The sequence below is a fragment of the Leptothoe kymatousa TAU-MAC 1615 genome (assembly GCF_018739865.1).
Classification (GTDB): domain Bacteria; phylum Cyanobacteriota; class Cyanobacteriia; order Phormidesmidales; family Phormidesmidaceae; genus Leptothoe; species Leptothoe kymatousa.
This window is the reverse complement of the sequence record NZ_JADOER010000002.1, coordinates 52,990-72,414: the sequence shown is the minus strand read 5'-3', so window position 1 is coordinate 72,414 and position 19,425 is coordinate 52,990. Positions and strand designations below refer to the sequence as shown.

The following is a 19,425-nucleotide window of genomic DNA, read 5'->3' as shown; positions in this document are numbered from 1 at the left end:
CCCAGGTGACACTTGATCAGTTGTATTGGGAACTGTAGACACGCAGTCTCCTGAATGGCCAACGGCATAGAAAAGGTGGACTGAAAAGTGGCTGTCGACCTGGCAGATGAATTCTGGCCGCAATGCCGATTACGTTTATATTCTCTCCTATCCCTAGGAAGAAGCGCGATATTGCTGCAGCGCGACTCGAACTTGAGCAATTTCTGCTCTCAAATTATCAATGGTGGCTTGCAAATCTTCGCCAACCTCAGCATCCGTAGAATCTGAAGATGAAACGTTTACTTGGGAGGACTGAGCTTGCTCAAAAACATCTTCAACAAAGCGATGCAGCCATTCCCGCTGTTCAGCATCAAAACGCCCAACATTACTCATGCCAGCGGTAAATGCCTCTTCAACTTTTTCACCGATAGCCGTTGCTAAGGCTCGCCCTAGGAAGAACGCTTGCAGCGTTGGATTACTCATAAATTTATTACGGATATCTAAGCGACATTATACCCATGGTTTAAGGCTAGCTGCGCCCAAATGAGTAAACCTATCAAATATTTTTTGCCCCCACTAATGCGTGGGTTAAGTTTGGGGCCACACACTAAATAATAAGCCAGTTTGGCCGGGCGCATCCCCTCAGCCTGCAAACGGGCTAATCAATAAAATCATCATCCCTAAACGGGGGCAGTTCAGCTGCTGCTGGCAAAGCAGGGTCTGCGTCAGACGAAACATCGGATGATTCTGCCGGATTCGGTGACCATCGATCAGAGTCATCTTCATCAGCGAAAGATTGGCGGTCCGAAGTCCAGCTATCCGCCTCATCTGCTGGCAAATCGTCTAATTGTGTATCGCCCAGGACGGGGGGTGCGGGCACGGTTGAGTCTGGGAAGGAATCGCGATCGTAATCAAATCTAGATGACGAAAAATCATCTCTGCTGGATGCAAAATTTTCAGATACAGGGGGAAGCTCATCATCAGCTACGGCATCCTGCTCCGCATCTAGGGATGAATCGGCAGCATAGTCATCGAAGGGCTCGGGGCCATCGTCGGGCACGTCGTTATATACCAACTGTGGGACTTCGGTCACCCTATCCCAAGCATCTAACTCTCGATTATTGTCTTGCTCTGACGGGACTGCCGGTGGCCATTCGGCTAAAGGGGGAAAGTCCTGCTGAGGCTTAAATAAGGGAGCAACCTCCCCTGAAGCCACCTGAAAGCGGACGGTACTGCCTAAAGCAATGCCAATGACGCTAGCTACCGTTGCCGTCGCCCCCAAAAAAATCCATCGCCGCTTCGCCCCGTTACCAGTTTGGGACTTGAAAGATTGTACGGTTGGTTTAGCAGGTGGCGGTATCATCTGCATATAGGCACCAAGACAGGTAAGGAATAAGTGGAGTAGGGCTTAAAACTTGAGGGCGGAATAGTAGATTACAGAATCAATACAAACGATCTTCGACCTCAACAGCCAAAATAGTATGGCAAAAAACTTAATATTTCATTAGTTTCCAACTGTATCGATAGCAGTGGATAAATGGCAACGGTAGGAGCAAGTATATTTTTGCAACGGAGCCCCTGTAAGGCTTACCCCATGGGAGTTTCCAGCATAAAAAATTAATTTTGCTTGCTACGGTCATAGATTGGGAAATGGCCCATGTAACAATTTTTCGCTGTGTATGGCTCGCTAATCAGATGGATTCGATTGAGGGTGCAGTTGTTCCAAGGGGTAATGCCGCTTTAGATAAGCTTCAGCAGAGTCTACGGAAACGACATGGCCATCTAAGGCGGCATGGGTGAGTACGGTTAGCATTTGCCGATAGGTTGGGCCCGGGGCATACCCCAAACGCTTGAGATGATAACCGTCAATGGGCGATTTTATATGAATCAGACGGGTGGCATACTGCCAAACGTAGGTCCCAATGCGCTTTGGATAGCGCACACTGGCCAGTAGTAGGGTAGGAATATCGTAGGTTTCTAGGGTTTGATAGATATCGCTGGGTAATTGCTTTGGCTGCAACTGCGCTAACAGGGTGGCTTCTGTTGAGCCAAGATGTTCTAGGCGTTGAATCGAGCCAAGGGGTAGTTGCAGATCGGTGGCTATTTGCGATCGCGCATCCAGTTTAGCCAGCAGCACCTCTAGACGCATTAACCAAGGCGCCACCCCCATATCTCGCCCTACAGCATCGATAAAGCGCTGTCGCCACCGCCCGACCCGGTGCATCTGCCGCCAGAGGGCCGCATCAATGGACAAGTCGGGATGCAAACAGCTCAAAGCGCCCAATTTATCCAAAAGACCTAAGGACTGGGCCCAGTAATCCGCTTGAAAAATGTAGGATAGCTCGGCCTTGAGGCGAGTCTGCAGAGCGGGTAGTCGCCGCCTTTCTTTCTGGGCTTGGAGATCCGCGTAGATACCGCTATCGATGGCATAGCGAATAAATCGTTCGGTTTGGGCATCCAGGGTGAACCCCAACCGCACCGCAAAGCGCACGGCCCGAAAAATGCGGGTGGGGTCCTCAATAAAACTGTTAGCGTGCAACACCCGCACCTGGCGCCGCCGCAGATCTAAAGCCCCGCCAAAAAAATCTAATAGCAGCCCTGGCTGAGGGGATGTTAAACGAATGGCCAGGGCATTGATCGTAAAGTCTCGTCGATAGAGATCCTGACGAATCGAGCTAGCTTCTACCTCCGGATTAGCCGCTGGATAAGGATAGAATTCTGTGCGCGCCGTAGCAATATCAATCATTAACGGCGCATGCCCCGCCCGTGCCCGCCAAATCAACGCCGCAGTCTGAAACTCGCCATGGACCTGCAGTTCAGCCTCTGGATACTGTTGCTGTAGCTGCTGCGCCAAAACCACCCCCGCCCCATCCACCACGGATGAGCGAAAACTATCCACCACCAGGTCAATATCTTTTAGGGGAACTACGGTATTTTCAGGGGCCAGTAGCAGATCTCGCACCGCACCACCTACCACATAGAGATGCCATCCCCGTTGCTGGGCAGCCTTGGCGATCTGACTTAGCAAGGCCCAGAGTTCTTGGGATTCTAGAGCCGTTGGATAGGCCTGGAGCGATGTTTGCAACCGCTGATACACATTGATGTTGAGCCCACCCCCATCATTCTGGGCCGAGGCAACAGCGGGATACATCTGCCGCAATACATCGGTGCGGGTAACAATACCGACCAACGCACTCCCATCGATGACGGGTAAACGACCCACATCGTAGGTCACCATCAGGGACTGAATTTCATCCAAAGCCGTCCCAGGAGTAACCGTCTTTAAATCAAGGGTCATATACCCTTTGACCGGTGCATGGCTAAATCCATGGTGCAGGGCTAAATCAATGTCCCGCCGCGAAATAATCCCTTGAAGTTCGCCCGCTTCATTGGCCACACATAGACCTGAATGGCCATAGCGCAGCAAAATTCGTTGGGCATCTGCCACCGTCGTGCCCGCCCGGATAGTTCTGACGGGGGACGACATCACATCTTGAGCCACCACAGACGGATGATGGGCCTGCTTTAGGGCCTGACAGACCTGTTGGAAGACCCCCTCAGGATCGTCATCGGGGGCAAGATTCGCCGCAGCAGCACAAATGTGGCCACCGCCGCCATAGGGCTGCAACAAAGCCTGGCAATTCACCCCGGTATGGGCACGGGTCCGACTAATCAGGGTTAGCCTCGATTTAGCTTTGGCTTCATAGACCGCTGCTAACAACAGACTATCCACCCCCAATAGGGTGATCAAATGACTGGCTAAGGTAGATAGGCCCGCCGTAAATTGTGGGGTCTCTAAATAGACGGTGGCAATGGCATAGCCATTTTCCCGGTGGACCACTGCCGTATCCAAGGCAAAACTCAGCAGATCCTGTAGTACCTGGGACAGGCCTGGTTCACTTGACTCAGCAACGGTTTGCTGGTTCGCCCCCTGCTCCATTAACCAAGCTAAAGCATGGGCATCCCTCGGGGTGGCCTGGGCAAAGGTTAACGATCCTGTATCGCCATGAATACCTAAGGCCATCACCGTTGCTTGGGTGGGCGACAGGGTGCGGTTGGCCTGCTGGAGCGCTTCTACCACCAGGGTCGTCGTGGCCCCCACCGCTTCAATGTGATGCGCCCCAGGCATATCGGGGGCTGATGCCGTGTGGTGGTCGTAAATGGTAATCGGCAGCTGGTTTGCGATCGCATACTCAATCCAGGCTGAGGCTCCCCCCAAGCGACTACGCAGATGGCAGTCCACCACCATAATCGACCGCATCATCGCCAACGTCACCGCACGACGTTCAATTAATGGATACTCATCCCGATGCAGCGCCAAAAATGCCCTTACCGCAGCATGGGTCCCCCCGGGCAAAACAATACGGCTCCCAGGACACAAACATGACAATCCAACGGCGGCGCCCAATGTATCAAAATCTGCAGTTGTATGGCAAAGAATCAAATCCATACCCAATCCCCAAAGCCTGCCCCCATCAAGCTTTCCTCACAGCCAACACCCAGCCATAAATATTGATCTAGAAAAAATTAATCCACCAGATTCATAGAAAACGCTTTATTTAGGGGCCTAATGTTTGATAGCTTACTAAACAGGGCGATCAGTGCTCCATACTGTATCACCATCAATAGATTAAGAGGCTTGTCCAAGCCTAAGATTGAAATTCAGCTGGGCTAATATGGCAGATTTCCATCTAGGGCATGGTGTATCAGATGTTTTGCTGTCTTGAGAGTGGCGAGTTATGTCTATCCTGTTCCAACTGTTATTATTTGTTCTGGTAGTTTGGTCTTTTGTAATGGTAATCGGGGTTCCCGTAGCCTACGCTTCCCCCCAAAATTGGGAGCAATCAAAGCGACTCATTTTCCTAGGTTCTATCATTTGGGCAGTCCTAGTAGTTGTAGTAGGCAGCCTCAATTACCTAGTGGTTTAACATGATCAGCCACAGCAAGCTTGGTTATTTTGCTAGCCATAGCTCCTGAGATCACCAATACGAAACATTTACGATCAGGTGGTAAGGTCATTGAGACTTACCACCTTATTTTTTGGAAAAATAAAGTACCCCCATGGCAGTTTTCGAAGGGAATTTTGATCGTGCACGCAACGCTAAATTTGCAATTGTAATCGGTCGATTTAACGACTTAGTGACCAATAAATTGCTAGAAGGTTGCCAAGATTGCTTGAAACGCCATGGTGTCAATATAGACCCTCAAGGAACCCAGGTGGACTATGCCTGGGTCCCCGGTAGTTTCGAAGTTGCCCTTGTGGCTCGACAACTGGCATTGAGCGGTCGCTACAACGCCATTATTTGTCTTGGTGCCGTCATTCGAGGACAAACCCCCCACTTCGACTATGTCGCTGGCGAAGTGTCCAAAGGCATTGCCGCTGCAGGCTTTCAAACCGGGGTCCCGGTCGTCTTTGGGATTCTCACAACAGATTCCATGCAACAAGCCTTGGAGCGAGCTGGCATTAAAAGCAACCTCGGCTGGAACTACGCCATGAGCGCACTAGAAATGGCCAGCCTCATGTCTCAACTTCCCAAAACAGCCACAACCCTAGATATGCCTAACCTCGTCCCACAGCTCCCCACCGCCACAGAAAGTTAACGCATCGCGTTGAATATGGAGTGGAGAGACTGGGGGAATGCATAGCTCCAAGCGCCTTGGCTACTGACCTCGTAAGCCCGTAGCCACCACAGCCATATTCAACCTCCATGGAGGTATCGCCCTCAAGAATCACGCATCATCAGAATGAGCAAAGATACAGTTATCCGCAGACCAGCAAAACCATTTTTTTTTCAGAATTGGTTTGACAAAGAAAAACTCTTTGTGGCATCCTTAATAAGGTCAAAACAAGGCAAATGCGGGTGTAGCTCAGTGGTAGAGCGTCACCTTGCCAAGGTGAATGTCGCGCGTTCGAATCGCGTCACCCGCTTTTAAAACTAAGTCAGTAATGTATCAACTATTTTCCCATAGTAGATATATTTACTTACAGGCACTTTGTCTGTAGCCCAGATTACAAGATTGGCAGCTCATCGGCTTCTAATGGATGAGTAATGCTTCAATGCTAAAGAATTAGAACTCGTGCCCCTCGAATACGAGTTCAGCGTCAAAGCTAAAAATTAGGATTAGTCGCCATGAGGCGTAAAGAGTGACTCTTCACCTCGCTTGACTCTTTACCCGCCTCATTTCAAGTCATATTCTTGGCAGACCACTAGCTTTCAAGGCTAGCTAGTTCAAGGGACCTAAGCTCAGCTAGGTCTAAGACCATACCTTCACGGGCCACAATACTATTAGGGAACTCAGCCGCTGTTTTATAGCCAATGTCGTCCATAAAGTCATCATCATGGAGAGGGTCATGGTGAAACACCACTAGCTTTTTCACATTGGCAGCTTTAGCTAATTTAACCGCCTCTTGCCAAGTGGAGTGGCCCCAGCCCACCTTGCTACTGGTTTCGGAGTGATACTCTGCATCTGTATAGGTACAGTCGTAAATCATCACATCAGCATTTTGCGCCAGATAGAGCACATTTTCATCTAACCGATCTGGAAAGTGCTCCGTATCCGTAATGTAGGCAGCCGCTAACCCATTCCACTCAACGCGATACCCTACCGCCTCGCCAGGATGGTTTAACAAAGCATTCATGACGTTAATATCACCCACGGCGACTGTTTCACCAATGGACAAATCGCAAAACTTGAGCTGGGCCTGCATAATCTGCAGCGGCACTGGAAAATTGGGATGCAACATTTGATCATTCAAACGCTGCTCGATGGTCGCACCATTAGGTGAAATCACACCGTAAACTTCAAACTGGTTGCTCGGCAAAAAAGCAGGTACGAAAAATGGAAACCCTTGAATATGGTCCCAATGGGAGTGGGTGAAAAATAAACTCGCGTGTACCGCTTGCCCCTCCACCAAAATATGTTGGCCCAGCTCCCGTAAGCCCGTTCCGCCATCAAAAATTAAACGCTCACCATTAATACGCATCTCAATACATGACGTATTCCCACCGTAACGCACTGTCTCAGAACCAGGGCAGGGAATGCTCCCTCGCACACCCCAAAAATGAATTGTAAATTGAGCATTCGAGTCGGACATCAGTGGCTAGTAATGACGTTAATGAGGGACGCGAATTTAGAGCTTAATGGCATTGACTGGCTTGATAAACCCCCTTAGGCCACGCATTTCCCTTTTTTAAGAAATTAGCGATATTCAGGAATCATATTACCCATTGATTCATGCACATCTATTGGAAACCCAGACTGTCTTTATAGATCAGGCCATAGGGCCCATCGCTGTAGAAAGTAGGTTTGTGAATCAAATATAGATACGGCAAACCATTGGGACACTAGATGCTTAATTTTAAGATTAAGCTATCTTGCTTAAAGCCAGTTTGCCCACAGCGGTCCTAAAAGTAGGCGTATGCATCAATATGGAAGCAAGTTAGATAGAGCTCCCTGAAGAGTCGAAAGGTCACCATAGGCCGTGAGATCGTAATGAAGCGGTGTCATCGTGATGTAATTGGCCTTCACAGCCTTAGCATCCGTAGGGAATCGCCCCATAAAGTCCTGATTTTGCTCTGGACTTAGGGCATTGGGCAGTCCATGGGATGAATCCAGCTCGCTTTCCTCGACCACTTCTCCCGCTAACCAATAATAGGTTTTGCCACGCGGGTCGATCCGTTTTTCAAATAAGTCTCGATACCGCCTCACCCCCAAACGCGCCACGGTCACCCCTTGAATCTTGGCTTGCGCCACCGGTGGAATATTTAGATTAAGCAGCAGTGGCTGCTTCAGCAAACATAATTTGGGCACCAATTGACAAGCATAGTCTGCTGCTGGCTGAAAGTCAGAATGACTAAAACTAGCAAGACTGATAGCCACACTGGGAATGCCTTCTAACAACCCTTCCATCGCAGCCGAAACCGTCCCAGAATAGAGCACATCATTGCCCAGATTTGCGCCATGGTTAATGCCTGACAAAACACAGTCAGGTGCAGACTCTAGCAGCGCATCTAGCGCTAACTTAACGCAGTCAGCCGGATTACCGGAACAGGCCCAAGCTTTAACACTATCGCCATATATAGACGTTACCTGTTCAGCCCGAATCGGACGATGCATGGTAATCCCATGGCCGGTAGCAGAACGCTCCCGATCGGGACAGACAACGGTCACCTCATGACCTGCATCGGCAAGACTATTAGCCAGGGTACGAATACCCGTCGCAAAAATACCATCGTCGTTGCTGATTAATAGTTTCATGGGGAATCAAAACTTCGGTGTAGACTAAAGACTGGCTTTCGTGCCTTCCTTTTTCCTGCCTCTTTTGTTTTAACTTTTTGGCCAACATGACCACCGATCTCGAGCAGCAACTGAGTACATTACAGCAAGAAGCCAATGATGAGATTTCAAAGCTGACCAGTTTGGATGAATTGGATCAGTTTCGAGTTGGCTATCTAGGGAAGAAAGGAAAGCTCTCTAAAATCTTAGGTGGCATGGGTAAATTATCCGCCGCAGATCGTCCGCGCATTGGGGCATTGGCTAACCAGGTCAAAACGGCACTACAAGCTAGCATTGAAGACCAAAAAGCAGCCTTACAAGATGCTCAAATCCAGGCTCAATTAGACGCTGAGACCCTAGATGTATCAATGCCTGGAACCTATTTATCCCAGGGAAGAGTACACCCGATAAATAGCATCATCGATCAGATTACGGATATTTTTGTGGGCCTCGGCTACACCGTCGCGAGTGGTCCTGAAATAGAAGAGGATTATTACAATTTCGAGGCCCTAAACTTTTTGCCAGATCACCCAGCGAGGGATATGCAGGATACCCTCTATTTACCCAATGGGGATCTGATGCGAACCCACACCTCCAATACCCAAATTCGCTACATGGAAAACCATGAGCCGCCTCTCAGGGTACTGGCAACAGGTCGCTGCTATCGGCGGGATACAGTGGATGCAACCCACGCAGCTGTGTTTCACCAAATTGAATTTTTCGCAGTTGATAAAAACATTACGTTCGCTGATTTGCGGGGTACTATCCAGCTATTTTTAGAAGCCCTATTTGGTGATATTGAGGTGCGCCTGCGTCCCAGCTATTTTCCGTTTACTGAACCATCTGCCGAGGTGGATGTGAAGTGGAAAGGGAAGTGGCTAGAAATTTTGGGCTGCGGCATGATCGACCCCAATGTGCTCAAGGCAGTTGGCTATGATCCTGAGGTTTATAGTGGCTTTGCTGCCGGTCTAGGTGTGGAGCGTCTAGCCATGGTGCAAAGTCAAATCGATGATATCCGTCGGCTATATGCCAGCGATCTACGTTTCCTTAAACAGTTTTAAGAGCGCGAAGTCCACTGTCGTTAGGCATACTTTATAGCTGCAATTCATAAGCCGGTGAGGTTTGCTTTAGGCGCTAACTTCACCGGCTTATTGCTAATAGTGGAGCCTAGCTATCTGAAGAGGATACTCCTACACCAATGGGGCAGGTGACATTGGTGCCGCCCAAACCACAGTAGCCACCAGGGTTTTTAGCTAAATACTGCTGATGGTAATCTTCAGCATAGTAAAACTCGGGTGCATCCACAATTTCAGTGGTGATAGCCCCCAGACCAGCCTCACTTAGAGCGGCCTGATACATGGTTAAGGCACGTTCTGCGGCTGCCTTTTGCTCCGGGGAATAGGTATAGATGCCGGAGCGGTACTGCGTACCCACATCATTGCCTTGACGCATGCCCTGGGTAGGGTTGTGACTCTCCCAAAAGACTTTGAGGACTTGGTCGTAGCTAATGACCTGGGGATCAAACACGACTAGAACCACTTCGTTGTGGCCCGTCATTCCAGAACAAACTTCACGATACGTGGGATTCGGCGTGTAGCCGGCACTATAGCCAACAGCGGTGGAAAATACACCTTCTTGCTGCCAAAATCGACGCTCGGCGCCCCAAAAGCAGCCCAAGCCAAACATTGCTGTCTGCATCCCCTCAGGAAAGGGGGGCTGTAATGGATTGCCGTTAACGTAATGTTGCTGAGGCACAGGCATTTTGTCGGAACGGCCTGGCAATGCATCCTTAGAAGAGGGCATTGTGGCTTTTTTGCCTAAACCACCAAGTCCAAAAAACACCATAGATTTGTAGTAATAGATGTAAGAACGCCGATATCTTTAGTGTACTCAATCTAGAAGCGCATCATCGGGCAAACCTACTAGAGACTTAGAAAACTTACGTTGGTCGAGACTAGTCATTGCTGATATGGCGTGGCAGATTTTGGGAATGAGGCGTTCTGCAAAGCTGACCCATAGTCTAGAAGTGACCGATAAAACGCATGCTGACGATCAGCAACGCCACTGATATTTAAAGCGATGGCTCACTGATATATCAGCGAGCCATCGTAATTTATTCAATTGGATATGAGTGCATTACTTAAGAACGGTGGCTTCAAATGCTGCACGATCTGCAAAGACTTCAAACACTCGATCCATGCTGGTTAGTTCAAACAGCATGCGAATTTGATCGTTGATCGAACAGATGTACATCTTGCAGCTAGCAGAACGGGCGTTCTTTAAACAGGCTACTAAGACACCTAAGCCGGAACTGTCAACAAATGTGACCTCTTTGAGATCGATTAAAAGAACCTTGGTGCCTTTTTGCAAAGCTGAATCTACTTGCTCGCGAAAGGCATTGGTCTGAGTACCGTCTAAAGTACCTTCGGGCTCAATTACATGAACACCTAAGTCCATAGAGATTGTCATGGCTAAATATCAATAATTTATAGTTTAGCTTTGCAGATGTTCAAACTAGCAAACTGAATGGGGACATGCCCACTGTCGATGCTCCCCAAATAAGCCAACGTGGTCACTCTTTCCTAGGTAGGTTAGGCTTTCCACGGCGGATGCCTGTAGCTTAGAACATTTACTTCTTCAACAAAACCGAAACTGTTCCGGTTGATTGATTGGTAGTTTGTATGTAGCTGGTAATTGCGATCGCATCAATTGATTGAGTCCATGGCTGCAGAATAGGCTGAACCAGGGTAAACCAACGATTACTAGCTAAGAGACGCTCCATATCGTTCCAAGTTCCATAGATATATCCTTGATTGGGAGTATCCATTATTTGAACCGTACGCTGAAATCGTTGAGTCGACGTCAGTGCATGCCCGGGAGCATCTAATGCAGCCGTTAAACTCGCCAAGGAAGTTGTAAAAACATCACAATCATCAACTTTTGTATGTAATGCCACCAAGTCTGTTTCAACCGTTGTTTCACGATTACGAGCATCCTGACTGAGGCGGGTAGTCAATCGACTCCACGCTGTTACAGTATGCCCGCCCAAGGTGAGTTGACTAACCGTCAGTCCCTCATCCGCTGCAAGTTGATCTAAATTCGCCACATTTTTAGCATCAGCATTGGAGACAGCCATCACCCAACTTCCATCGTCCAATTGCCCCACACTGTAGTCATGCGCCAACAGCTGACGAATAGGGGCCGCTATTTTCTGGCCTAGCTGGGTTGTGGTCCATTGAGTCAAGGACCTTAATGGCAACGGTAGCTTTTCATAATGGCTGAGTTCGTTCTGTATGTTCAGCCATAGGGGCTGTAGATCGTGACCCAGGGCGACCCATGCCATGGATGGGGGCATATATTGCTGGGGAGACATATCAGCAGAAACGCTGTCGGTAACGGGAGCATCGGCTCCAGACCTAACCTGGCCCAAGGTCGCCAGTTGCGTATTAATAGCAAGGCCTTGGGGGGATATCTCGCCCAGTGCCCATAGTTGCTGCCAGTGATCAGCCGTTAGAAATTGCTGTTCCTTAGGCAAGGCTAGCCCCAACCAATCAATAACGCCAGGGATCCGCAGAGTCAGCCAAATAGGCTGACAGCAATTACGTTCTGGCATTTGCAACTGAGGCGCTTGCGACACCCGCAGACTCTGCCGCAATACCTGCGGATCATTCGCCACCAGCAAGGTGCGCTTATCCACAATCGCAGTTACTAACGACTGATCCGCACTGGCGGTTCCGGCAATCAGCGGCACCCCATTGGTCTGGGCAAACTCAAGCTCGATCCCAGCAACGGACTGCCGCTGCCAAAATAGCTCTAGAAATTCTCGTAGTCGCTCACTATCCGCTATCTCAGCCACCCATAGGTAACCGGTTTGGCGACCATTACTGCGATCTCGATCAACATCACTATCGGTCACAGCAAAGGCCATATTATTGCCTAGCCAAGGGCGAACATCGTTATCAAAATCAATGGCCAACGGCTCCAAAAGAGCGGTTAAGGAACCGGGCAATATTTTACTTAAAGCCGATGGCAAACCAGCATTGCTCGCGTCAATAACTGTCGCCAGCAACGCCTGACGAGGAATAAACTCCAAAACTGCATTATTTTGGGACGCAGAGTTTTGTGGCGACACTGGAGATAGCTGACCGCAGCCCACAATCACTAGACTGATACAGACAAATGCGATCGCAACTAGTTTGCGCATCATCCACCTAGCCCTATGCTCCATAAAACCTTTGCCCAACCTGATGAAACTCTAGTTTAGTAGAGCAAAGACCTAGAACTTAGTTGGACTTAGTCCGTCGACAACGAAACTTAGGAATGGCGATTAAATAACTTCCAATTTTGCCGGACTTCGACTCCGCTCAGTCCTCTGTGGCTAGCGGTGACAATTATGGATTTAATTGATTGCGTTTTCCTTAGCTTAAATCTTGACTGCGCCAAACGGCTAATAAACGCCCTTGAATATCAACATCCTGAGCAGGATAGACCATGGGCTCATAATTGGGATTTGCAGGCTTTAGGACCACATCATTTCCCTCGCGGTATAAATACTTTAATGTAGTCGCACTTTCCACACGGGCGGCAACGATAGTGCCATCGCGAATTGCAGCAGGATCTTCCACCGGACGCATAATCACGTAGTCCCCATTATCAATCAGGGCATCCACCATGCTATCCCCCCGCACCCGCAACGCATAATCTCGAGCCTTGATAGGCAGGGAAGACAGATCAAGCCGCTCTTCCGCAACATCGGCAAAGGCTTCGACCATAGAACCAGCGGCAATGGTGCCCTTAATGGGCACCCCCGCCCCCTGCAAAACACGAATCGTTCTAGCTTTGCCCTCATTCCAATCGATGTAGCCTTTTTTACGAAGGTGATCAAGGCGACTTTGGATAGGAGCCGGTGATTTTAAACCCATCGCTCGCATCATTTGACGTATGGAAGGGGAATGTTGATGCGTACGAATGTAGTTAGTTAACCAGTTATAAAGCTCCTCTTGAGCATTGGTAAGAGGTTCCATGGGGCACCAATAAGACAAACCATAGGGGAACAAGCGTACCCCTACAAGAACAACAGTACCAACTTATACTCCATTTTGTCCACACATATTCATGTAAAGACTCCTATAGCGATCTCGGGCGGCATGATCGCCAAACTATCAAGTCCTAGAATCCAACCATCAACCTGTTTGGAGCTAAAAAAGTGGGCTTCAGGAAAATTCCTAAAGCCCACTTTTCAAAAAAATATGGTTCTAATACTAGCTAGCGCTAAAACCTAGCGGATATATTCCTTTAGAACACTATTGCGGTTGGGGTGACGCAACTTACGCAGAGCTTTCGCCTCAATCTGACGAATTCTCTCACGAGTTACATTAAAAATCTGTCCAATTTCTTCCAAAGTCTTCATGCGACCATCGTCCAAACCGTAACGTAACCGCAGGACATCGCGCTCACGAGGGCTGAGGGTACTTAAAACACCCTCTAGGTCTTCGCGCAGAAGACTCTTAGAAACCTCATCTTCAGGCGTTTCACCATCGGACTCAATAAAGTCTCCTAAGCGAGAATCCTCTTCCTTACCAATCGGAGTCTCCAAAGAAATCGGTAGCTGGGCAGACTTAGCAATGAAACGCAGCTTCTCGATGGTCATTTCCATGCGAGTGGCAATTTCTTCCTCAGTGGGCTTGCGACCCAACTCCTGGGAAAGGAGCTTGGTAGTCTTCTTAATACGAGAAATCGTTTCGTATAGGTGAACAGGGAGGCGAATGGTGCGGGACTGATCTGCGATCGCACGGGTAATTGCCTGACGAATCCACCATGTTGCGTAGGTAGAAAACTTATAGCCCTTCTCGTGATCAAACTTTTCAGCAGCACGAATCAGACCCAGACTGCCTTCCTGAATCAGGTCCTGAAAAGATAGACCGCGATTCATGTACTTCTTGGCAATGGATACAACCAATCGCAGGTTGGACTGAACCATCTTATCTTTAGCCCGACGCCCAAGATAGAGACGGCGACGAAACGCTGGCAGAGGCATATCAACGGCGGCAGCCCAAGCAGCATCGTCAGGCTCTTCATCCATGCCATCGGAAAGGTCGTCACGAATACGCTCGAGCTCGAGCAAATCGGCAATCTTACGAGCAAGCTCAATTTCTTCTTCAGCCCGCAGCAGACGAATCCGACCAATTTCCTGAAGATAGAGGCGAATAGAATCCTCTGTGTAATGCTTTTTCTTAGCTTGAGAGGCAGCAGCAGCGGCACTACGACGACGAGTTGTTCCCTTAGCAGCAGGCTTGCTAACAGCCTGAACCTCTTCCTCGGAACTCGAAAAAGTTTTCCCAGCCTCAGGATCGATCAGCGAATCCAGCTCATTTCTGGGACTCAAGTCCTCTAGAACAGTATTTGCTTGGGTCATGCCGCTTTCCTCGTATTCCTTCAAATGCAATAGATCAAGATATCAAACCAGTAAATCCAATAACTCTAGTGAGCGTTCTTTCTAAACTTATAAGCACAATGCCAAAGCCCAAGAACACCCTCACAAGTTATTAATTTACAAATACTGGTCCGATAGATTTAACAGGTTAGCCAACTTCAAATTCCATCGTCTACAACAGTAAACATTCGCCAACATATCGAACAAAGATTTCCCGGTTAGCAAAGCCTTCAATTATTCTCACCGATGTAAAAACGCTGGACTGACTTGTTGGTCTATCCGTGTTTCTACAGTAGTAACACGCTTTCCAATAAAACGCCCAGAGGTTTTAGCACGAGTTGTCAAAATTCCATAGCTTTTGCACAAACCCAGAAACCTCAAGCCCTTAAATCACAAGGCGTATAAGACTGTATCAACGCACACATTAATATTGCCTATCTAAACATAAATAAATTATAAACTTTATTTGTGTTCTAATTCTGTCCAATGTGGGAAGTGCCGCCATGACTTGGGTAGCTGCATCCGGCAATTTTATAAATGGCCGTTGCTGTGAATGCGGCTATCTATCGGCTTTGCATTTGAGATTTAACCACAAATGACAGGCTTTGTCGTTGCGGGTAATGATGGTGTCCGCCCCATTTTGAGCCAGTTGATTGGCCTTTTGATACAGCTGATGACGGTGTTCGTAATCTAAGGTGCAAATTCGTTGGAAAAGTGCAGATTGATACTGCATCCCATCTTGTAGAGTTTGCTCTAACCAAAATTTAAACTGCCGAGCCTGGGGGGATTTAACTGTTTTAGACACTAGATATTGAAGAAGATAAAACAATGTTTCACGTCCTGTTTTTGGAACGTAAAACATTTTGTTTAGAGCAAACTGAAGTATGGGCTAGCGCTAAACCACACACGCAAGTGCCAAAAGCCCCAATGCTCCAATGTGAAATAAGACTACTTAATAGAACATACGTCCCATGAAGGCAGACGTTGCAACTCCATGGGCAACTAGGGTCGAGTTAGAGCGTAGTTTTTGCTGCTGCTGACTCTACCACAAGGTGTAAAACATCTTGCGTCAGTGGCTCTACTAAAAAGCCATCAATACCTGGATGTTCTTCCTGGGGGGACCAACTAGGTTCATGGGACTGAGTTAACGCCACAATCGTTGTGCTACCTGAGGGTCTAACAGTCTCCCGCAATCGATCGACTAAGGCTGGAGACCAATTTTTGTGGGCACCAGAAAGAATTACTAAATATGGAATACTTTCTTCAATACGGGCAACGGCTTGATCGGCAGAATGCGCAACAAAAACATTACTCTCTAATTGAATAGAGAGAGATTGCACCATCAGGTCTTCCTCACACTGCGAATCTAATAAAAGGATGTAGCCGCTTGAGCTGTTCATATGCCATTTCCCATTAGGCCTATTTCAGCACCCTAAGTCTATGGGCCACTACCAATTGCAGGAGACAGATGAAAGGTATTTAAAGGCTTCTTAGGCTGAGTTATTAAAGTTGTGTACTTGTACATTCAAGTTAATGAATTGCAAGGTTCATCTAAAAAAACTGTTAAATACCTAAGGGTGTGGGTCATTTAGGGGGCCAAACGCGCCTTCTTCAAGCGATGGGATTCATACCAGTCTGCGATCGCAGGCACCCAGGCCTGAAAGTGGGGCCAAATCACTTCGCAGAGTTTTTGTGCTTCTAGCTGGGCATCGGCTTTCCAACGCAGATCGAGCAGATGCATTAGAGACCGCACATTGGCAGACATCACCCAGTGCTGACGCACATCAAAAGGAATGAGCCCCCGCGCATGTTCTTCGGCAAATCCCTGCTCTATGCGAATTTTATATCGGTGACACGCGTCCAAACACCAGTCCATATCTTGCTGCCGCAACTCTGGGGTATAGGTATATTTTTTGCCCTGCCGGTCACTGTAGTCGCCAACAGGACGTAGATAAAACACCTCTTCCACATGCCGTTTCCCAGCCACAACGTCCAAGATGCGCGACCCCGTGTAGCGAAATGACTGCACATCAAAAGACACCCCCACCCGATGGGTGCGAATCTGCTGCATGGTGGAATGGGGCAACCAGCCACAGTTCAACACTATTTGGGGATGTTCCAAAGGACCATAGTGGCCGCGTCCTCCCTTAAGCAAATTCCGAATAACTAAGTCACCGCACTTTTCCTCAGCAGGCCAATCGTGTCGTTCATTGCAAACAAACCCTTCGGCGTAGTCCTGATGCATGGCAGCGTAAATTGTCTGCTGGGGATTAGGCGTTTGGGAAATAACTTCGACGGTAAACCGTTGCATGGGCAATTGCTAAAGAGAAGAAGGAGAAGATGCAGACAATTAAACAGTGGCAGACCCCAGAAGACCATCAACTGACATCTACCAAAGACACGTTAGTCAATAGTCAACCGATATAGTCTATCGATAGAGAAGCAACAGCTCAAGCTAACTTATCGGAACCTATAGTTTCCTGAAACTACGTGACAAATATCGCCATATTTCTCCATCAAAAAGCGCTAGCCCGATCCCTAGCTAGGGACCATAGCCACGTTTCGATCAGGTTTAGGCATTTCGATGTAGCTTTTGCCTGAGCTCATCTTTCAGCCGCGCCATAATCGAGGCTTCATCTAAGGTTTCGACAATGTTGGCGATGGTCGCTTTGGGTCCTTGCTCACCCCAGCTCGCGCCGTTGACTAAATAGGTGCGCGTTACTTGACCAATGGCATAGGTGGCCACACCTGCTACAGCCGCTTGGGTTAAAGCGACCGAAACATAGGGCGCTAGACTGATGCCCCCCGTCGCTAACCCGGCCATACCCAACAGACTTTTGAGGGAGCTGAGGCCGAGGGTAATGAATAATTCGGTGACAGATAAACTGCCGGTTGCGATCGCAATAGTTTTCAGCAAATGGAGCGACTCCTGCTGCGTCATGGGCAAACCATATAGCTTAGATAGGCTCACCACCAACCCCACATCCACAGCTACCCCACCCACCACATCGGCCAACAACATCGGGTTAACCGCCACCGCTATCGATTTGGTTAAGGCCGTTTGCCAGATCAAGTCATCCGCACGATGCTGACGAATTTGGAGCTTCCGCTCCACCAACCGGGTCTGAACATCATCCATATATAGGAGAGTATTCAGCGCAATCAGGGCTTTACCCTCCTTCGCTAGCACATCCAGCATTTTGAGCTTGAGCGCTGCCACATCCGGCAGTCCCCGCGTGCGGCGCCGGGCACCATCGGCCACCGTGATCTGTAGCGGGGCCGCCGCCGCAACCACCACATCATCGGCCAAAATATTCAGGGGCTTTACCCGTTCACCCAGGGTCTCTAGTAATAAAGCCTGTTCCGGCGGAGCATACTGATCCGCTTTGTTCAGCACTAGCAAAATTGGCTTCCCCGCCTGCCTTAACCAGGCCAGGGCGTCATATTCTACCTGGGTCAAATCGGCAGCGATGACAAATAGAATCAGGTCACTTTGCTGGGCCACACGCTCCGCCAATTGCTGGCGCTGTTCCCCGTCGACTTCATCAATGCCTGGGGTGTCGATTAACTCAATCCGAGCGGCGGCATCCAGGTTTTGGTCAGTGCTATTGGCCAGGGTAACCCGACTTACCAGGCCTGCATCTTGATCAGAATTTAGAACTTGCCAGTCCACACTGGCGATATCTTGGGTGACGCCATGGAGGGGACCGGTGACAAAAATTGGCTGTCCCACCAAGGCATTCAATAGGGAGGACTTACCGCGCCCCACCATACCAAACACGGCTATGTGGACAATGCCCTGGTCTATTTTTTTTTGCAACCCGAGTAAATTATCAATTTCAGGTTGTAAGCCTTCCCGTTCACGGGGTGTGAGATCAAGGCCATCAATCACCTGCTTGAGACTAGACTGAGCCTGGGTATGGTACGAATCTGCCATGAGCCGCTCAAACTGGCGTTCTAAGGCAGACTCTGGGGACGAGGAAAAATCAGGCAAATGGGTCACGTTAGAGGGCGCTGTCATGCATTTATCAGTCGTTCCCCCAGTTTAAGCGCCCCTTACGGTAAGTAACATCATTTAGAAACTTTTGAGAACCTGTAAAACATAGATGAGAGAATATTATGTGGGTACAACAAACTGCTGAAGTCATTTAGCCGTTTTTGCTGCACATAGCTGTTGCTACTTCAGGCTTTCAGCAATCTATGCTGTAGTTTTGCGTCAAGCTATAGTTCGCTGCCCCAGTCGTCAATGTTGCTGCCGCTCCATGGATTTTGAAAGTTCAGCTCAAAAAATCTGCTATGAACGCATTGCCCCCTGGATGGATGAGTTATTCGGTGAGGCAACGGTTGCTTTTGAGGATGAACCGCTGTTTATCATTACGATTGGCTCAGCGGTCGCATCCACCCGCGTCGTTCCCTGGGGTGATAATGAAGCGCTGATTACCACGCGGTCCTATGTGGTTACAGATGTGGATGCTACGCCGGAGCTAACATATTATTTGTTACGAGCCAATGACAATATTCTGTTTGGGCGCTTCGCGTTAGATAGTGAAGACGACATTGTCTTTGAGCATAGTTTAGTGGGCTCAACCTGCGATCGCATCGAACTCAAGCATTCGGTCACGACAGTGGTGCGCCTGGCCGACGACTATGACGATGAAATCGTGGCCCGATGGGGCGGTAAACGCGCCCTCGACCGCTGGGCATCCCCCGGTGTGTAGCTGCCCAAACCTCCTTGA

18 protein-coding genes and 1 tRNA gene are annotated in these 19,425 nt (G+C 48.8%); 5 read left to right on the top strand and 14 right to left on the bottom strand.

Annotation, left to right across the window (positions count from 1 at the left end):
* Positions 1 to 153: 153 nt before the first annotated feature.
* The 3 genes from IXB28_RS00755 to IXB28_RS00745 form a co-directional block, all read right to left on the bottom strand.
* Positions 154 to 462 carry a DUF6825 family protein gene (locus IXB28_RS00755; RefSeq protein ID WP_215616633.1) on the bottom strand — a complete coding sequence of 103 codons (309 nt, stop codon included), beginning with the start codon at positions 460 to 462 and terminating at the stop codon, positions 154 to 156.
* A gap of 175 nt (positions 463 to 637) precedes the next feature.
* The gene (locus tag IXB28_RS00750; RefSeq protein ID WP_215616632.1) at positions 638 to 1,348 is read right to left on the bottom strand and encodes a hypothetical protein; all 711 of its coding nucleotides are present in this window, start codon (positions 1,346 to 1,348) and stop codon (positions 638 to 640) included.
* 318 nt (positions 1,349 to 1,666) lie between these two features.
* A complete protein-coding gene (locus tag IXB28_RS00745) occupies positions 1,667 to 4,429 on the bottom strand; it encodes a CBS domain-containing protein (RefSeq protein ID WP_215616631.1) in 2,763 nt (920 codons plus the stop codon).
* Between the two features lie 289 nt (positions 4,430 to 4,718).
* On the opposite strand from IXB28_RS00745, the gene psbZ reads away from it, so the two are divergent.
* From psbZ to IXB28_RS00730, 3 genes are all read left to right on the top strand, one after another.
* Positions 4,719 to 4,907, top strand: a complete 189-nt coding sequence (gene psbZ / locus IXB28_RS00740; RefSeq protein WP_215616630.1) for a photosystem II reaction center protein PsbZ — start codon at positions 4,719 to 4,721, stop codon at positions 4,905 to 4,907.
* 133 nt (positions 4,908 to 5,040) lie between these two features.
* The gene (gene ribH / locus IXB28_RS00735; RefSeq protein WP_215616629.1) at positions 5,041 to 5,580 is read left to right on the top strand and encodes a 6,7-dimethyl-8-ribityllumazine synthase; all 540 of its coding nucleotides are present in this window, start codon (positions 5,041 to 5,043) and stop codon (positions 5,578 to 5,580) included.
* A gap of 256 nt (positions 5,581 to 5,836) precedes the next feature.
* Positions 5,837 to 5,908 (top strand) — tRNA-Gly (locus tag IXB28_RS00730).
* Positions 5,909 to 6,187: 279 nt separating this feature from the next.
* Here IXB28_RS00730 and IXB28_RS00725 read toward each other — a convergent pair.
* Both IXB28_RS00725 and surE read right to left on the bottom strand, forming a co-directional pair.
* Complete coding sequence (locus IXB28_RS00725) at positions 6,188 to 7,075, bottom strand: MBL fold metallo-hydrolase (protein WP_215616628.1); 888 nt, start codon at positions 7,073 to 7,075, stop codon at positions 6,188 to 6,190.
* Between the two features lie 329 nt (positions 7,076 to 7,404).
* Positions 7,405 to 8,238 carry a 5'/3'-nucleotidase SurE gene (gene surE, locus IXB28_RS00720; RefSeq protein WP_215616627.1) on the bottom strand — a complete coding sequence of 278 codons (834 nt, stop codon included), beginning with the start codon at positions 8,236 to 8,238 and terminating at the stop codon, positions 7,405 to 7,407.
* A gap of 86 nt (positions 8,239 to 8,324) precedes the next feature.
* Here surE and pheS point away from each other — a divergent pair, with 86 nt between their 5' ends.
* Positions 8,325 to 9,317 carry a phenylalanine--tRNA ligase subunit alpha gene (pheS, locus tag IXB28_RS00715; protein ID WP_215616626.1) on the top strand — a complete coding sequence of 331 codons (993 nt, stop codon included), beginning with the start codon at positions 8,325 to 8,327 and terminating at the stop codon, positions 9,315 to 9,317.
* A 106-nt stretch (positions 9,318 to 9,423) separates the two neighbouring features.
* Here the strand turns inward: pheS and msrA are convergent, their stop codons facing one another.
* The 9 genes from msrA to IXB28_RS00670 all read right to left on the bottom strand — a co-directional run bounded on the left by msrA (position 9,424) and on the right by IXB28_RS00670 (position 18,710).
* Positions 9,424 to 10,101, bottom strand: a complete 678-nt coding sequence (msrA, locus tag IXB28_RS00710; protein ID WP_215616625.1) for a peptide-methionine (S)-S-oxide reductase MsrA — start codon at positions 10,099 to 10,101, stop codon at positions 9,424 to 9,426.
* A gap of 291 nt (positions 10,102 to 10,392) precedes the next feature.
* Positions 10,393 to 10,713: an STAS domain-containing protein gene (locus IXB28_RS00705; protein WP_215616791.1), complete on the bottom strand. Its 321-nt coding sequence runs from the start codon at positions 10,711 to 10,713 to the stop codon at positions 10,393 to 10,395.
* A 172-nt stretch (positions 10,714 to 10,885) separates the two neighbouring features.
* Complete coding sequence (locus IXB28_RS00700) at positions 10,886 to 12,463, bottom strand: DUF3352 domain-containing protein (RefSeq protein WP_215616624.1); 1,578 nt, start codon at positions 12,461 to 12,463, stop codon at positions 10,886 to 10,888.
* 211 nt (positions 12,464 to 12,674) lie between these two features.
* The gene (lexA, locus tag IXB28_RS00695; RefSeq protein WP_215616623.1) at positions 12,675 to 13,280 is read right to left on the bottom strand and encodes a transcriptional repressor LexA; all 606 of its coding nucleotides are present in this window, start codon (positions 13,278 to 13,280) and stop codon (positions 12,675 to 12,677) included.
* Positions 13,281 to 13,534: 254 nt separating this feature from the next.
* On the bottom strand, positions 13,535 to 14,671 hold the full coding sequence (gene rpoD, locus IXB28_RS00690; protein ID WP_215616622.1) for an RNA polymerase sigma factor RpoD: 1,137 nt from the start codon (positions 14,669 to 14,671) through the stop codon (positions 13,535 to 13,537).
* A 577-nt stretch (positions 14,672 to 15,248) separates the two neighbouring features.
* Complete coding sequence (locus IXB28_RS00685) at positions 15,249 to 15,494, bottom strand: hypothetical protein (RefSeq protein ID WP_215616621.1); 246 nt, start codon at positions 15,492 to 15,494, stop codon at positions 15,249 to 15,251.
* A gap of 208 nt (positions 15,495 to 15,702) precedes the next feature.
* Positions 15,703 to 16,089, bottom strand: a complete 387-nt coding sequence (locus tag IXB28_RS00680) for a response regulator (RefSeq protein WP_215616620.1) — start codon at positions 16,087 to 16,089, stop codon at positions 15,703 to 15,705.
* Between the two features lie 188 nt (positions 16,090 to 16,277).
* Positions 16,278 to 17,000: an FAD-dependent thymidylate synthase gene (thyX, locus tag IXB28_RS00675; RefSeq protein WP_215616619.1), complete on the bottom strand. Its 723-nt coding sequence runs from the start codon at positions 16,998 to 17,000 to the stop codon at positions 16,278 to 16,280.
* Between the two features lie 261 nt (positions 17,001 to 17,261).
* Entirely contained in the window at positions 17,262 to 18,710 is a 1,449-nt protein-coding gene (locus tag IXB28_RS00670; RefSeq protein WP_215616618.1) for a GTP-binding protein, read from the bottom strand.
* 241 nt (positions 18,711 to 18,951) lie between these two features.
* Here IXB28_RS00670 and IXB28_RS00665 point away from each other — a divergent pair, with 241 nt between their 5' ends.
* Positions 18,952 to 19,407 carry a T3SS (YopN, CesT) and YbjN peptide-binding chaperone 1 gene (locus tag IXB28_RS00665; protein WP_215616617.1) on the top strand — a complete coding sequence of 152 codons (456 nt, stop codon included), beginning with the start codon at positions 18,952 to 18,954 and terminating at the stop codon, positions 19,405 to 19,407.
* The last annotated feature ends 18 nt before the right edge of the window (positions 19,408 to 19,425 follow it).

What these genes read in the sequence shown, in the direction of transcription:
- IXB28_RS00755 (WP_215616633.1), bottom strand. Translation starts at nt 462, where the DNA reads ATGAGTAATCCAACGCTGCAAGCGTTCTTCCTAGGGCGAGCCTTAGCA.
- IXB28_RS00750 (WP_215616632.1), bottom strand. Translation starts at nt 1,348, where the DNA reads ATGCAGATGATACCGCCACCTGCTAAACCAACCGTACAATCTTTCAAG.
- IXB28_RS00745 (WP_215616631.1), bottom strand. Translation starts at nt 4,429, where the DNA reads ATGGATTTGATTCTTTGCCATACAACTGCAGATTTTGATACATTGGGC.
- psbZ (WP_215616630.1), top strand. Translation starts at nt 4,719, where the DNA reads ATGTCTATCCTGTTCCAACTGTTATTATTTGTTCTGGTAGTTTGGTCT.
- ribH (WP_215616629.1), top strand. Translation starts at nt 5,041, where the DNA reads ATGGCAGTTTTCGAAGGGAATTTTGATCGTGCACGCAACGCTAAATTT.
- IXB28_RS00725 (WP_215616628.1), bottom strand. Translation starts at nt 7,075, where the DNA reads ATGTCCGACTCGAATGCTCAATTTACAATTCATTTTTGGGGTGTGCGA.
- surE (WP_215616627.1), bottom strand. Translation starts at nt 8,238, where the DNA reads ATGAAACTATTAATCAGCAACGACGATGGTATTTTTGCGACGGGTATT.
- pheS (WP_215616626.1), top strand. Translation starts at nt 8,325, where the DNA reads ATGACCACCGATCTCGAGCAGCAACTGAGTACATTACAGCAAGAAGCC.
- msrA (WP_215616625.1), bottom strand. Translation starts at nt 10,101, where the DNA reads ATGGTGTTTTTTGGACTTGGTGGTTTAGGCAAAAAAGCCACAATGCCC.
- IXB28_RS00705 (WP_215616791.1), bottom strand. Translation starts at nt 10,713, where the DNA reads ATGGACTTAGGTGTTCATGTAATTGAGCCCGAAGGTACTTTAGACGGT.
- IXB28_RS00700 (WP_215616624.1), bottom strand. Translation starts at nt 12,463, where the DNA reads ATGATGCGCAAACTAGTTGCGATCGCATTTGTCTGTATCAGTCTAGTG.
- lexA (WP_215616623.1), bottom strand. Translation starts at nt 13,280, where the DNA reads ATGGAACCTCTTACCAATGCTCAAGAGGAGCTTTATAACTGGTTAACT.
- rpoD (WP_215616622.1), bottom strand. Translation starts at nt 14,671, where the DNA reads ATGACCCAAGCAAATACTGTTCTAGAGGACTTGAGTCCCAGAAATGAG.
- IXB28_RS00680 (WP_215616620.1), bottom strand. Translation starts at nt 16,089, where the DNA reads ATGAACAGCTCAAGCGGCTACATCCTTTTATTAGATTCGCAGTGTGAG.
- thyX (WP_215616619.1), bottom strand. Translation starts at nt 17,000, where the DNA reads ATGCAACGGTTTACCGTCGAAGTTATTTCCCAAACGCCTAATCCCCAG.
- IXB28_RS00670 (WP_215616618.1), bottom strand. Translation starts at nt 18,710, where the DNA reads ATGACAGCGCCCTCTAACGTGACCCATTTGCCTGATTTTTCCTCGTCC.
- IXB28_RS00665 (WP_215616617.1), top strand. Translation starts at nt 18,952, where the DNA reads ATGGATTTTGAAAGTTCAGCTCAAAAAATCTGCTATGAACGCATTGCC.